Here is a 12,705-nt window from a genome sequence, read left to right on the forward strand (position 1 = left end):
CCACAGTTGCCGCCTACCGCGACACCCTGAGGCTGCTGCTCGGATACGCCTCGGCACATACAAGGCTCACGCCGTCAGCATTGGATCTATCCGATCTCGTCGCACCGTTGATCGCCGGATTCCTCGATCACCTCGAGCAAGAGCGGGGCAACAGCATCCGCACCCGCCTTGGGCACCAGTTGCGGAGTGAACGTTCCGTTCCGGTCGCGCGGGACGGCCAGCTCGACGTCTCCGACCTGGCTGGCCAGCGTCTTGGGATACGAGCCATTGCGTGAATTCGGCAGCAACCGTGCTGCCGAATCTCCTTTCTCGTAGCCCAGGTGACCGGAAAGCTCGGCCTTGAGCCCTCGTTCCAGAACGGCCTTGATCATCTGGTTCAGGAACCCGTTCTTTCCATCGATTTGCAGTTCACCGGAGTCGATCTGCTCCATCAGCTCGTCGAACGCACCTGATTCCCGGAGCTGTTCCATGCCCCCGGCAGCGGCCACCTTGGCCGCGAGCTCGGCGCTGAACTCTTCATTGGCATCAATCATGGTCACAGGGTTCTCCAATCAACCGCGGACCGGAACTCCTACACAAACCATCTGACACCCCCCAGTATTCTGACACCCTCGGGCGGGTGGACCTCCTCCCAGGTCGGGTGTTCCTATCTACCTCCCGTTGCAATTATCCGGACAGCAATCGGGGCTCCGCCGCCGGCTTGAAGCCAGAGGTTTGCACTACGTGCTGGCCGTTCCCATGAACGAAACGATCATCGACCCCGCCGCCGGGCCGGGCGAGCAATGGCGCGCCGATAAGACTCGTCACTTCCCTGCGCGCGGGTGCCTGGCGGACTCGGACCAACGGTGCCGGAACCAAGGGCAACCGCCTCTACTCCCGGGCGCGGGCCCACGTTAACGGACCCGCCGAAACCGGCATGGTTCACTCCCAGATGCACCAATACACCGGCTGGTACGGGCACTTCCTTCTCCACGTTCGCCCAAGCTGAGGTGTACTACTGATGTGAGAGACAGTTTGAAGGATTGTGTCCATGTCTGCTCGACCAACCTTATTCCGATGAGATCAGGGCTGATGCCGTTGCGCATGTGATTTCCTCAGGACGTTCGCTGGCTTCGTTGCGCCGGAGCTGGGAATTTCCGTAACCGCCTGAAGCGGTGGGTGAGGCCGCATAATGAGGGCCACTCGGAGGGCGCCGGCAAACCGGATGATCATCCGGTGGAATCCGGCGAAATAGAGGGCATTGGAAGCCCGGCTGCATGAGGTCGAGAGGGAAAATGACTTCCTAAAAAGCTTCAGCGTTCTTCTCCAGAGAACAACGGCCCGTGGCCGCGCTGGTCGATCGCGACTGCGGTGTCGATCCTCCACCCGTTCCAACTACGTGTTCCAGACCGGCGCGCTTGCGGTGATGCGCGCATAAAAGCACTGACGGGACGGTTTCCGCCTCCCGATCTACAGTCCACTACGGCAGTGTCGACTCGACGTGACTCGAACGAAAGTCCCAGGGTTGAAAGAGCAGCCATATACCGCTCAGTCCACCGCAGGTCTGCCCCCCGGATGCTTTGCACCATAAATTCAGGCTTGGCAGTGCGGGCTTCTTGTGTGGCAATGGTCCATACCGCAAGCTCCCTACTGACCGCTGTCACTAGCGTAAATATCGCGGAGATTTGCAATTATTCTCACTGAACCGGGGAAACCAGCAAACCATTGACGTGATGTGAAGGACGTGCTAGTTTCGATGTGACATAGTACCATACTAGAACGGGCCTCCGCGGAAGCCTCCTCACGGATGAAAAATCAACCGAGGAAACGGTTCACACTCTGATCGGTTCATACGGCCATTTTGGCAACTATTCAAGGACCATCCGGTCTAAAATCACCCAGAAGGTAGGGATAGTGCTTCGCAACAACAAAACTCGGGCGATCGGGGCAGGAACGGCCTTCGCTTTGATAGCAACGATAATCGCAGGCTGCAGCGGAGGCTCAGCTTCCGGTGGTGAGACGCCGGCGGCGGGGAATATTTCCCTCCCGGGTAACGTCAGGGACAGGGGGTCACTTGAGGTCGCGGCGTATCTTCAGTACCCGCCTTATCGATACACCGACGCAGACGGTAAGCCGGCGGGTATTGAGGTTCAGATGGCCGAGGCGGTTGCAAAGAAGCTGGGATTGAAAATCAACTTCCACGATATGGACTTCTCCGCTGTCATCCCAGCCATCCAGAACGGTCGCTTCGACTTCTCCCTCGGTGCATACGCCGACACGCCAGAGCGGCAGAAAGTCGTCGACATTATGGACTACAACGTCGACGAAATGGGACTCATTGTTGCACAGGGCAATCCGAATAAGGTGTCGGTCGATGATTTCTGTGGTCGCACCTTCGGGGCAGTCACGGGTTCTCAGCAGATATCCAACTTCAATGACTACGTCTCCTCATGCGCAAAGGCGGGAAAAACTGCGCCTACTCTGACAGCGTTCACCGACGTCGGCACCGAGTTCCAGGCCATACGGAACGGTCGGATCGATACCCTTGAGACGACGATCGCAGTCGGTAAGTACACGGAGGGCCAGAAGGGAAGCGGCTTGGTTGCCCTTCCGGGGGCCGTGAGCGTCCATCCTACGAACCCGCCCGTCGGCTGGGTCTTCAAAAAGGGAGATGCGGGAATGGAGCGCGCCGTCCTCCAAGCAATCGACGAACTTATCAAGGACGGTACGTGGAAGACCATCACTGACAACGCAGGAATCACCAAGACAGCTGTCCTGCCGCCAACGATCAACACCAAAGCGCTTTCCTTGACGGGATCCACGGCAAAATGACTCTCTCAAACCGAGTCACTGACTCATGCGCGGCGACGGTTCCGGCGTCACCATTCCTGTCAGGAGGAAGCTGATGGCTGCCTTATCGCAACTTCTCGGGGATCAGGAGAAGGACAACCCGAAGCGCTTCAAAGTGATCCCCCTTCGACATCCGTGGCGATGGGTTTCGGCCGTCGTAATCACGCTAATCGTCATCTGGGCGATTCAAGTTCTCGTTTCGACACCAGCGTTCGGATGGGACGTTGTCGGGGAATTCCTACTAAACGACCAAATCCTACAGGGTGTCTGGGGCACGCTGTATATGACGGTCCTCGCAGTAGCGCTGGGGCTCTCCATCGGCTCCCTGATCGCAGTCATGCGACTATCGCCAAACCCGATCCTGTCATCGGTCGCCTCGTTCTATCAGTGGTTCTTCCGGGGGACCCCGGTGCTTGTCCAGCTGATCTTCTGGTATAACTTGTCATCAATCTTCCCGAACCTCCGGCTGAGCATCTTCGGCTGGGAAATCTTCAATGCCTCGACCAACACAATAATGACATCCATGACATCCGCTCTGCTCGGCCTGGGGCTCAACTTCGGCGCGTATTGCTCGGAGATTGTCCGCGCGGGAATCCTCTCCGTCGATGAAGGCCAGATCGATGCCTCGACCGCCTATGGTCTGACGCGGCTCCAGACTTACAAGGCGGTCATCCTCCCCCAGGCGATGCGCGTTATCCTCCCGCCTCTGGGCAATGAGTTCATCGGAATGCTGAAAGGTACGTCTCTCGCCAGTACGGTCGCCTTCTACGAGCTGCTCCACCAGGCGCAAGTCATCTACAACAGAAGTTTTCAAATCGTCCCGCTGCTCGTAGTCGCCTCTCTCTGGTACCTGCTGCTGACGAGCATCCTCAGTATTGGTCAGCACTTCATTGAGAACCGTTTCGCACGCGGAACCCGGCGAAATCCGCCACCGTCCATCATGCGATTCCTATGGAACAAACTAACGGGAAGGTCGCAGCGCTCATGACGACACCGATGATCTCTGCTCAGGGCATTGAGAAGCACTACGGAAAAGTGCGCGTACTTGAGGATGTCTGGCTTGACGTGATGCCGGGAGAGGTGTGCTGCTTGCTGGGGCCATCGGGTGCCGGTAAGAGCACGCTCCTGCGCTGCGTCAACCATCTGGACAAGATCGACGGCGGACGAATGATGGTCGACGGTGAAGTCCTCGGGTACAATCAGCGCGGCGACAAGCTCCATGAGATGAAAGCCAAGGCTGTGCGCGTACAGCGTGCGCAGATTGGCATGGTGTTTCAGGGCTTCAACCTCTTCTCTCACATGACGGCCTTGCAAAACGTCAATTTCCCCCAGATAGCAGTCCACGGCAAAGACAGGCCGCAAGCCACAAAGAAGAGCCTGGAACTGCTCGAACGGGTGGGTCTTGCTGGCAAGGGAGACAAGTATCCGCGGCAACTTTCGGGCGGCGAACAGCAACGTGTCGCGATCGCTCGAGCCCTTGCCATTGACCCGAAGTTGATCCTCTTCGACGAGCCGACCAGCGCTCTCGACCCTGAACTGGTCGGCGAAGTGCTCCAAGTCATCCGTGGCGTCGCAAACGAGGGAATGACCCTCTTGATCGTGACGCACGAGATCGGCTTCGCGCGCGACGTTGCCGACAAGATTGTATTCATGGACGGTGGGCGGATTGTCGAGGAAGGCCCACCGTCGCAGATCATCTCAAACCCGCGTGAAGCGCGGACGCGTGCATTCCTGGAACGTGTTCATTAAACGTGCGTTGGATGCCGATGACACGGCACCCACCTGCTGAACGGACCTCCGTAAACTGACGTTCACACCCCGCCACTGACAGTCCCATCAGTGGCGTACCAACTAATAACAATGAGTAATCAAGGAGTGATTGTGCCCACGCGCGAAGATCTAATGAGTCTGGTGATGTTCTTTTCGGACACGGGCCGTATGAATTCGGCGTGGAGACTGCCGAATTCCCCCGTGGAGGAGCTCTACACCCTCGATCTCCCCACCCGGATTGTTCAACAGGCTGAACGGGCGAAGTTCGACGCAGTATTCTTTGCCAACGTCATTTATAAATCAGCGAATCGGATCGGTAAGCATCCGTTTTCAACTGGCTATGAGCCTCTTACGCTCTTGAGCGGTCTTGCGGCTAGGACAACGAACATCGGCTTGATAGCGACAGCATCGATGACTTTCATTCATCCATTCAACCTGGCCCGATTCCTTGCAAGCGTCGACTGGCTCAGCGACGGACGCGTCGGCTGGAACGCAGTCACGTCAAGCGGGGGCGAAGAGCACTACGGAATCGAGCTGCCTCCAAAGGCAACCCGTTACAAGCGCGCCGACGAGTTCATGAGGGTCGTGGACGCTCTGTGGGATGCGTGGGATGACGACGCTGTGATCAATGACCGCGCTGCGGGCGAATGGACTCGTTCCGACAGCGTGCACCCGGTCGACTTCGAAGGCGAATTCTTCAAGGTTCAAGGTCAGCTGCACATGCACCGGTCCCCACAGGGGCGTCCCGTGATCGTTCAGGCGGGTCAATCCCCCGAAGGCATCAAGTTCGCAGCTCGCCACGCCGAAGTCGTATTCACTGCACAGACAGAACTGGAGGCCGCTAAGCATTTTTATAAGGAAATCAAGGACCGCGCGGTGGCCGAAGGTCGAGACCCCGACAGTATCAAAGTTTTGCCGGGCCTTACGCCGATTGTCGCGGAGACCTCCCAAGGTGCCCGAGAATTCCGGGACCACCTCGGTAAATATCTTGACCTTGAGGCCGGAATCAATAACCTGAGTGTGGCTATGCAGGCCAATCTTAGTGCACTAGATCCGGAGAAACCGATCCCGACGGAAATGCTGGTGAAGCCTGAGAATGCGAATCGCAATGCTCTTGGCGCAAGCCGCTACGATAACTTCTACAACATGGCAGTTCGGGATCGGTTAACGATCCGCGAGATTGTCATGAACAATGACATCGCCCTCGGCCACGGCTTCGCGATGGGGGCACCTGGCGACGTCGCGGATCACATGCAGGAATGGTTTGAAGAGCGCGCCTGCGACGGGTTCGCGATCGCACCGGTAACGATCCCTGAAGGGCACGACAGCGTCTGCAACCTCCTCATTCCCGAACTACAGCGGCGTGGTCTCGCCAAAAGGGACTACGTCGGTAAGACGCTACGTGAAAACCTCGGCTTGGCACGTCCGGCAACTGGAACCAAAAGAGACATCGACGAAGTCACAGCTCTGTGATGGCCGAAGTCTAGGGGCGTCGCTGCGGTAGTCACTATCTTGAACGGCTTAACTATGGGCCGGTCCGATCAGTCCCGCTTCGACACTTCACCGTCAGCGAACGTGACCCTTGGGGCCTGGGCTCGAGACAAGACACGGGACTGAGGCGAGAGAAACCGGACATCCTGCTCGTGAAAGTGACCGATTACGGCATGACCATCGGTCTGGATGTCTACGCGGTCAACGTGGTTGGCCAACGCCCTGAACCCGGCCACCGGTGAAATCAGCACCCACACGATGGCTGCTGACCCGGCCATCGTGCTGGAATGGATCACCGGTTCGAGGCACCCGTCACGGTCGTCCACGAGTCCGGTCCTACCGGCTTCGTTCTTGTCCGGTACCTGCAGGCTGCGGGCATCAACTGCGTGGTCGCGCGCATGAGATGGGCGATGCAGGAACGGCATCAGGGAATTCTAGTCACCCAACACGACAAGAATTCGTTCACGGTCGGCCTCAGCGATTCTGCCCCCTTCGGACTGACCCACGAACACCAGGACTGGTAGATCACCTATTCAACGAAAGGCGAACGATGAAGACTGCAGTAGTGGTTGGAAATCCGCGAGCGGCATCAAGAACGCGGGTGGCAGCAGAGTCCCTTGCGCACAGGCTCGGATCGACGAGCGTCACAACGATCGAACTTGCCGAACTTGGAGCCTCCTTATTGGAGAGGGACGACCCCAGAGTCAGGAGGGCAAAGACAACCGTTCGGAGTTCCGACCTCGTGATCGTCGCATCTCCAACCTATAAGGGCACATATACGGGTCTACTGAAGCTCTTCCTTGATAAGTTTGAGGGCGAGACAGGCATGCTAGGGGTGGTGGCAGTGCCCTTCATGCTGGGCGCCACTGCACATCATGCCCTTGCTTCTGAAGCCTTTCTTCGCCCGGTTCTTTCCGAGATTGGCGCTTCGTGTCCCACTCCCTCGGTCTATCAGATCGATGCCAATTGGGAAACTGATCCCGGACTTGAAGCTTGGGTTGAGCGCTGGAAACCAGTGATTCATCGCTGCATTACCACTCCGATCTGATTGTCAAGGCGAGATCTTGCTATGCCGGTTGCACTGCATCGGCTGCATTTGACCATGGATACCTGCATTTTCGAGGCCTTCGGCCATGTTGAACCGGCCCGGGAATCATGCCGCCTATTTGTTAGCCGGCGACATCGGGTAACGGGTAGTTTGTAGATCATAATATGATCACTCATACTCCTCTGGCGTCTGGTGATCCAGACCAGAACGCAGGCTGGGTCGGTGCAACATTCAGGCAGCTGCGGCGAGGGGGAGCTCGTTTAATTTCTGCTTGGGTGTGGCGAGACCAAGTGTGGGTCGGGGCAGGTTGTTGAGGCTTTCCTGGACGCGTTTGAGGTAGTGGGCGGTGTGGACGTTCAGGTCGGTGCTCTTGGCGACCAATGGCGCAGCAGGCGGTGACGATCCATTCATCGAGGAGGTCCTGGATCTCCAGCAGGGAGAACACACGGCCTAGTGTTCGGCGTTCTTGGCGCGCCGTTCGACGGAGGAACCCAGGTACCCGGTGGCGTATTGGGCGAAAAGTGTGCCGATGGACTGCAGGGTTCGTTCGATGACGGTTTCCTGAGCTTCCGCGGTGGGCAACCGCTGTGATCGGTGGCGCGGTAACAGGCCTTGCGTGCCTATCGTTGTTGGCAGAAGTCGTACTTCGAGGGCACTGAGAAGCTGCCGCCGACAGAAGATCCCGGCAACGATCAAGGCTAGAGCGGGGTTCGATGACCCTCCCTCATATGTCCGGAACCCTGTCGGTTCACCGAATGGACCATGGGCGAGCACGTTTGCGTTCAGGGTCCGGTCCTCAGGGTGACATAGCGGGACCAGGCGTCACAGGCCGCGTCGGCGTGGAGGAATGCTACTTGGTGGCTGTATCCGAGGGCCTCGGCTACCAGGGGTGGCGGTGTGAGGGTGGGGTGTTCGTCGAAGGCGGTGTTTCGCGCGCCGCGCAGGTCGATGCCGAGGCTGCGGAGCCTGTCCATGATGGTGTTGGGGTGGAGGTGTTGGCCGGCTCGCGTCCTCGGGAAGAGCCGGGGACTTTCGGTGTCCGATCCTGTTCGGAGGTTCGCGCGGTTTGAAGGTGTTCTCGGAGCAGTTTCGCAAAGGTTGGGGATTTGCACTGGGTGCGTGCCAAAGGTGATCCGCATGTTGCCGCCGGTTTCCTTGGTGTCTACGGTGTCGGCCCGTAGGTCGACCACCCGGACCAGCGGTTGGGTGTAGAGCAGGAGCAGGGTGCCGGCCGCTCTGTAGGGGAGAGACTCGTTGGTGCCGGTGAGCAGTTCCCGGAGCCCGTCTAGGGGTGGGTCTTGGGTGATCGTGGGGCGGCTTTTGGCGGTGTAGTGGCCCATTTCCACGCGGTCGTTTGTGCCGGTGTTGTTGATGAAGGTGCGGATGGCTTTTCTGGCGTGGGTCCGGTGGCTCGCCAGGTCTCGATGTCTTACTGGGTGCAGTTCTCTGCGGTTCGTTGGTGAGTCGTCCAGAGCCAGTCCAGGAATCTTATGGTTTCGGTGATCTCCTGTTTGGCGGGGTGCACCGGGCCACGGGCGCTTTTCTCCGGTGGTGGCATGGACCGGATGCGCCGGAGGTGGTGCCATTTGGCAAAGTGCTCGACAGGTTTTGCGACTTCGTCGGGCAAGGGGCGGAGCTTGCCTCGACCCAGGCCTCGAACTGGGCCAGGTGTGGATCTTGGTCGAAAAGGAGCCCGTGATGGACGAACAGGGCACGCAAGTTGTTCGCTTCTCGTTCCGCTGACTCGGCTTGCGCCTCGAGTCCTTCGTGGGTCAGAGGAGTTTCCCCGCCCGTTGGCGATTCAGTCCTCGATGACACTGGCGGTCCAGTCGAAGACCGTCAGGACGCTGCGGGGGTTGTGAGGGGAGCCCTTGCGTGACTTGCCGAAGCGGACCTTGTAGACGCCTGCTTTCCTAACCTTCGCGCCTGCGGATTGGTCGCGAAATCAATTGTTTACAGGTGCCGGAGCTCGTTGAACCTCAGATCGTAAAGTAGGTGACTTTCATCATGACGGTGTCGGGGTAGGCTGCTTTCCAGCCTTTCTTGCCTGAGGCCGCGATGAGTTCGACCTGGTCTATACGTAGGACGTGTACAGGCGGAGGATCGAGTGCTAACCGCGGATCGTGGAGTGCTTTAGTTGATGGATCGAGCGCAGGTCACCGAAATACGCCTCGACCTGGGCCGGTGACCAGTTCCACCGGATCTCGTTCACCTGGTTTACTAACCTTCGGACACATCCGGTGCCCTTATCAATCGTGTCGAACTGAAGGTTCCTTGGGGGCTGCTGGTTGCGCCAGCCAGTGAACTTGTCCTCGAGCGTCTGTTCCTCGGAATGCAGCAGCCGAACAGTACCCAGTTGAAGCACGCGCCCGGAACCATCGACCGCCGTCTTTTGCCGTCTCACGCCGTCACAGATAACCGCGCAGCCGTCTGGATCGTCTGTCAAGTTGCCTGTCAGGGTTGCAGAGGTGCAAAAATCCGCGCAAACCCGAGGTGGGTGATCGCGTCCTGATGTAACGGGGGATTGGGGTGAATTGATTCATCCAGGTTGACATAACATAACGTCCATCGCCAGTTGACCCGGACGAGTTTCATCCAATGCAAGAACTCGTCCACGGCCCTGATTCCGGGACGCCCGGCGCCGAAGCTGCTCACGGCTGAGGAGGTGGCTGGCACGAAACCGGGCACCGTCATCGTTTACATGGATGCCTGCCAGGGCGGGAACTTTGAAGGCTCCGCCCATGCCGCGAAGAAGACAGGGCTCAGCCCTGCCAGCAAGGCCGGAATGTTCGCCGCAGGGATCGCGGTGCTGATAGGAACTAGCGCGGTGGCCCCCGCGCCGCTGCCCCGATACTTCACGGTGCTGATGCTCTCCATCGTGGTCGGCTTCTACGTCATCGGCAAAGTCCACCACGCCCTGCACACCCCGCCGATGTCCGTCACAAACGCCATCCCAGGGCTCATCGTCGTCGGCGCTCTGCAGGTGACGTCCGAGAACCCCATGATGCCGCTCCTCGAAGCCGTCGCGGTACTGCTCGCCAGCATCAACATCCTCGGCGGCTTCGCCGTCACCCGCCACCTGCTCGCGATGTTCTCCCGTGGAGAGAAGCCAGGTTCATGAGCGCTGTCACCGAAGCAGCAGCAGGAATCATTACGAGGAGCATTACCGTGTCTGACACTGTCTCCGGTCTGTTGACCGCTTACTTCATCGCGGGGGCGATCTACATCGTAACGGTTCTGCTGTTCATCCTCAGCCTCGCCTGCCTGAGCAAGTACGACGCCCGCGCCGGGGTCGCCTACGGCATTACCGGCATGATCATCGCCCTGGCGGCCATGGTTTGGCTGACCCTCCAGAGCGCCTGGAGCACTGGCCATGGCCTGACCGGCATGATCTTGCTGGTGGCCGCTGTGGTGGTCGGCGGGGCCATCGGGCTCCGGCACGTCCGTGTAGTGGAATGGCGCCATGCCGCCCGACCCTATACCCAAGTAAGACCCGAAGTGGCAGGCGCGCCTTGGCGGAGTGCATGACAGCGGTACAGCCACATCAGTTCGTCACTGCGGCAGACTTGGAAGTCCTCACGAGACTGGCTGCTAGCGGCGACATCGCAACTGCGAGGTCGAGCAATTGCTCGTCGCCGCCGCGCCAACCGATGAATGACACACCAACAGGCGCGCCGTCGAGATAAGCCATCGGAATAGTGACCTGCGGCAGTCCCGAGATGCTCGCAATACACGAAAGTCTCATCCCATTAACGCGGTATGACTCAAGCGAGCCCTCCTCCTCGTTGAGAGTGGGTGCAACGACCGGAGTCGTCGGAAGAGCCAAGACCGTACCCACTGGCGCTAGCGCTTCCATTCGTTCCGTGACGCCATGCAGAACTCGGCGAGCAGCACGCATTTCTTCTTCGCCAATCCGAGAGGCGAGAATCAGTCTTTCGCGAACGCCGGGGCCGAGTTCAGGGCTTTCGCTCCGAACGAAATCGCCGAAAGTGTCCCAAACCTCCCAGGCCTGCACAACTCGCATCGCCTCGCGCCAGACCTCAAGGCCTTCGGTCGAAGATCGCGTCCGTCCAATGTGGGAGAACTTTTCCTCAACGCCGAAAACCACGTCTTCGACGATTTTGGCAATTGCCGGGTCGGCCACCTCGAGTGCGTCGTCGAGCAGCACGACGCGCTCAATTGCCCCAGGAACGGACACACCTTGGAGCAATATCCGGCCGACCATACGGAAGACGCCCGGCGTGGCCGCAAACCAGCCACCCGCATCGAATGAAGGCGCCATCTTCATGGCACCGGTGAAATCAAAACGATCTCGGGAAGCCCGGATTCCGTATACCCCGCACAAGGCGGCAGGCACACGCACAGAGCCGGCCGTGTCGCTTCCGATCGCGAAGTCGCAAGCCCCCGAGGCACTCGCAGACGCAGATCCACTGGAAGATCCTCCAGGGATTCTGCCGACCGCATGTGGGTTGAGCGGAGTGCCAAAGTGTGCATTGGTGCCGACAGTTGAGTAAAAGAACTCGTCAGCCACTGTTTTGCCGACAACGCTTGCACCTGCATCGAGTAGTCGCTGTACGGCTCCCGAGTTCGCCGCAGCGGGCGGGTGAGCATCTCGCCAAGCGGGACTTCCGCCACTGGTGGAGGCGCCTCGGATGTCAAACATGTCTTTGACTGCAACTGTCATCCCTGCGAGAGGTCCATGCACAGACCCAATCAGCGGGTATGCAATATCGTGTGGAACGAAGGCGGATCCTCGTAACTGTGGCACTCTCTCAAATCCTATCTAATCTCGCGTCTACCGGCACTGCAGGGGTGTCCGGCAGAGTCTTGTATTCCGGGACGGTTGACGCGTATTGCCGTGGACATCGGTTGCGCGGCCGATTGCGTCGCTGTGGTGAGTTGCGGGGACTTCGGGACTGCTCAGGTTTGCCCAAACGACTCGCTGTGAGCATCTGCGGGGACGCGACAAGCACGCCTTTTGTTGGTCTTCCATGAAAAGCTTTGACTACGGGTCATTCAATAGAAAGATTATCTTCGATCAGACAACGTCTGATCGTTGGGTTTGTGAACGGAGTGGTTGACAGGCCACCGGCCCTGGTCGCCGCATGATCTGCCGCACCAATTCGGGAGAGCACTCGGTCTGTTCCGCGGCGAGATCGGTGTGAACCCGCGGGTACCGGTAGGTGCCCTCAGACTCCTCGAAGTTGTGCTGGATCCGCGCTGTCAAAGCCTCGCGGCGCGCCGACGTGGCCGATTGCGGACGTGTGGCTCAGTGATAGAAACCGGACGTCGAGACGGACAACCAGCGGCACATTTTCACGACCGGATTCAGGTTGGCGGGCTCAGCTTCTCGGGAATCGATGAATTCAGACTTGCTCACTACCTCTGCTCCCGCGCGAAGTAAGCGCTGGCTTTTTTCAAGAGGGCAGTCTGCGCCCGCAGCACTTGAACCTCACGCTCAAGCTCTTTCAGCCGGGCCCGCTCCGTCGCCATCAGATCCGCCTCCGTGCCGATGTTCCCCTCGCGGTACTTGACCAGCCAGTCGCGGAGCGTCTCTGGGCCGACAG

At 59.0% G+C, this 12,705-nt stretch carries 12 protein-coding genes and 3 pseudogenes; 8 read left to right on the plus strand and 7 right to left on the minus strand.

Going from position 1 to position 12,705, the window contains the following annotated elements; genetic code table 11:
• Nucleotides 1–167 precede the first annotated feature (167 nt).
• Nucleotides 168–470: pseudogene (locus KNN17_RS21285) on the minus strand (transposase); the annotation flags it as partial.
• A 1,423-nt stretch (nt 471–1,893) separates the two neighbouring features.
• Here KNN17_RS21285 and KNN17_RS21290 point away from each other — a divergent pair.
• The 6 genes from KNN17_RS21290 (at nt 1,894) to KNN17_RS21315 (ending at nt 7,138) form a co-directional block, all read left to right on the plus strand.
• On the plus strand, nt 1,894–2,811 hold the full coding sequence (locus tag KNN17_RS21290) for a transporter substrate-binding domain-containing protein (RefSeq protein ID WP_241710835.1): 918 nt from the start codon (nt 1,894–1,896) through the stop codon (nt 2,809–2,811).
• 25 nt (nt 2,812–2,836) lie between these two features.
• Nucleotides 2,837–3,817, plus strand: coding sequence for an amino acid ABC transporter permease (locus KNN17_RS21295; protein WP_241710836.1), 981 nt, complete (start codon nt 2,837–2,839; stop codon nt 3,815–3,817).
• Complete coding sequence (locus KNN17_RS21300; protein WP_274619767.1) at nt 3,814–4,578, plus strand: amino acid ABC transporter ATP-binding protein; 765 nt, start codon at nt 3,814–3,816, stop codon at nt 4,576–4,578. The genes KNN17_RS21295 and KNN17_RS21300 overlap by 4 nt, the downstream gene beginning before the upstream one ends.
• Nucleotides 4,579–4,710: 132 nt before the next feature.
• On the plus strand, nt 4,711–6,072 hold the full coding sequence (locus tag KNN17_RS21305; protein WP_241710837.1) for an NtaA/DmoA family FMN-dependent monooxygenase: 1,362 nt from the start codon (nt 4,711–4,713) through the stop codon (nt 6,070–6,072).
• Between the two features lie 305 nt (nt 6,073–6,377).
• Nucleotides 6,378–6,614 (plus strand): hypothetical protein, encoded by a 237-nt coding sequence (locus KNN17_RS21310; RefSeq protein WP_241710838.1) that lies wholly within the window; start codon nt 6,378–6,380, stop codon nt 6,612–6,614.
• Between the two features lie 26 nt (nt 6,615–6,640).
• Nucleotides 6,641–7,138, plus strand: a complete 498-nt coding sequence (locus KNN17_RS21315) for an NADPH-dependent FMN reductase (RefSeq protein ID WP_241710839.1) — start codon at nt 6,641–6,643, stop codon at nt 7,136–7,138.
• 231 nt (nt 7,139–7,369) lie between these two features.
• Here KNN17_RS21315 and KNN17_RS21320 read toward each other — a convergent pair.
• From KNN17_RS21320 to KNN17_RS21330, 4 genes and pseudogenes are all read right to left on the minus strand, one after another.
• Nucleotides 7,370–7,536, minus strand: a pseudogene (locus KNN17_RS21320) (IS30 family transposase); the annotation flags it as partial.
• A gap of 52 nt (nt 7,537–7,588) precedes the next feature.
• Nucleotides 7,589–7,720, minus strand: a complete 132-nt coding sequence (locus tag KNN17_RS22480; protein WP_274619768.1) for a hypothetical protein — start codon at nt 7,718–7,720, stop codon at nt 7,589–7,591.
• A gap of 200 nt (nt 7,721–7,920) precedes the next feature.
• Nucleotides 7,921–8,484 (minus strand): hypothetical protein, encoded by a 564-nt coding sequence (locus tag KNN17_RS21325; RefSeq protein ID WP_241710840.1) that lies wholly within the window; start codon nt 8,482–8,484, stop codon nt 7,921–7,923.
• Nucleotides 8,485–9,248: 764 nt separating this feature from the next.
• A complete protein-coding gene (locus KNN17_RS21330; RefSeq protein ID WP_241710841.1) occupies nt 9,249–9,584 on the minus strand; it encodes a hypothetical protein in 336 nt (111 codons plus the stop codon).
• Nucleotides 9,585–9,713: 129 nt separating this feature from the next.
• Here KNN17_RS21330 and KNN17_RS21335 point away from each other — a divergent pair, with 129 nt between their 5' ends.
• Both KNN17_RS21335 and KNN17_RS21340 read left to right on the plus strand, forming a co-directional pair.
• Nucleotides 9,714–10,259, plus strand: a complete 546-nt coding sequence (locus KNN17_RS21335; RefSeq protein WP_242599065.1) for a proton-translocating transhydrogenase family protein — start codon at nt 9,714–9,716, stop codon at nt 10,257–10,259.
• Nucleotides 10,256–10,666, plus strand: a complete 411-nt coding sequence (locus KNN17_RS21340) for an NAD(P)(+) transhydrogenase (Re/Si-specific) subunit beta (protein WP_241710843.1) — start codon at nt 10,256–10,258, stop codon at nt 10,664–10,666. The genes KNN17_RS21335 and KNN17_RS21340 overlap by 4 nt, the downstream gene beginning before the upstream one ends.
• 16 nt (nt 10,667–10,682) lie before the next feature.
• Here the strand turns inward: KNN17_RS21340 and KNN17_RS21345 are convergent, their stop codons facing one another.
• A complete protein-coding gene (locus tag KNN17_RS21345) occupies nt 10,683–11,906 on the minus strand; it encodes an amidase (protein ID WP_308196868.1) in 1,224 nt (407 codons plus the stop codon).
• A gap of 306 nt (nt 11,907–12,212) precedes the next feature.
• A pseudogene (locus tag KNN17_RS22485) lies at nt 12,213–12,705 on the minus strand (IS3 family transposase); the annotation flags it as partial.

The sequence above is a fragment of the Arthrobacter bambusae genome (genome assembly GCF_022606295.1).
In the GTDB taxonomy this organism is placed as follows: domain Bacteria; phylum Actinomycetota; class Actinomycetes; order Actinomycetales; family Micrococcaceae; genus Arthrobacter; species Arthrobacter bambusae_A.

What these genes read in the sequence shown, in the direction of transcription:
- KNN17_RS21310 (WP_241710838.1), top strand. Translation starts at nt 6,378, where the DNA reads ATGGATCACCGGTTCGAGGCACCCGTCACGGTCGTCCACGAGTCCGGT.
- KNN17_RS21315 (WP_241710839.1), top strand. Translation starts at nt 6,641, where the DNA reads ATGAAGACTGCAGTAGTGGTTGGAAATCCGCGAGCGGCATCAAGAACG.
- KNN17_RS21295 (WP_241710836.1), top strand. Translation starts at nt 2,837, where the DNA reads ATGCGCGGCGACGGTTCCGGCGTCACCATTCCTGTCAGGAGGAAGCTG.
- KNN17_RS21300 (WP_274619767.1), top strand. Translation starts at nt 3,814, where the DNA reads ATGACGACACCGATGATCTCTGCTCAGGGCATTGAGAAGCACTACGGA.
- KNN17_RS21340 (WP_241710843.1), top strand. Translation starts at nt 10,256, where the DNA reads ATGAGCGCTGTCACCGAAGCAGCAGCAGGAATCATTACGAGGAGCATT.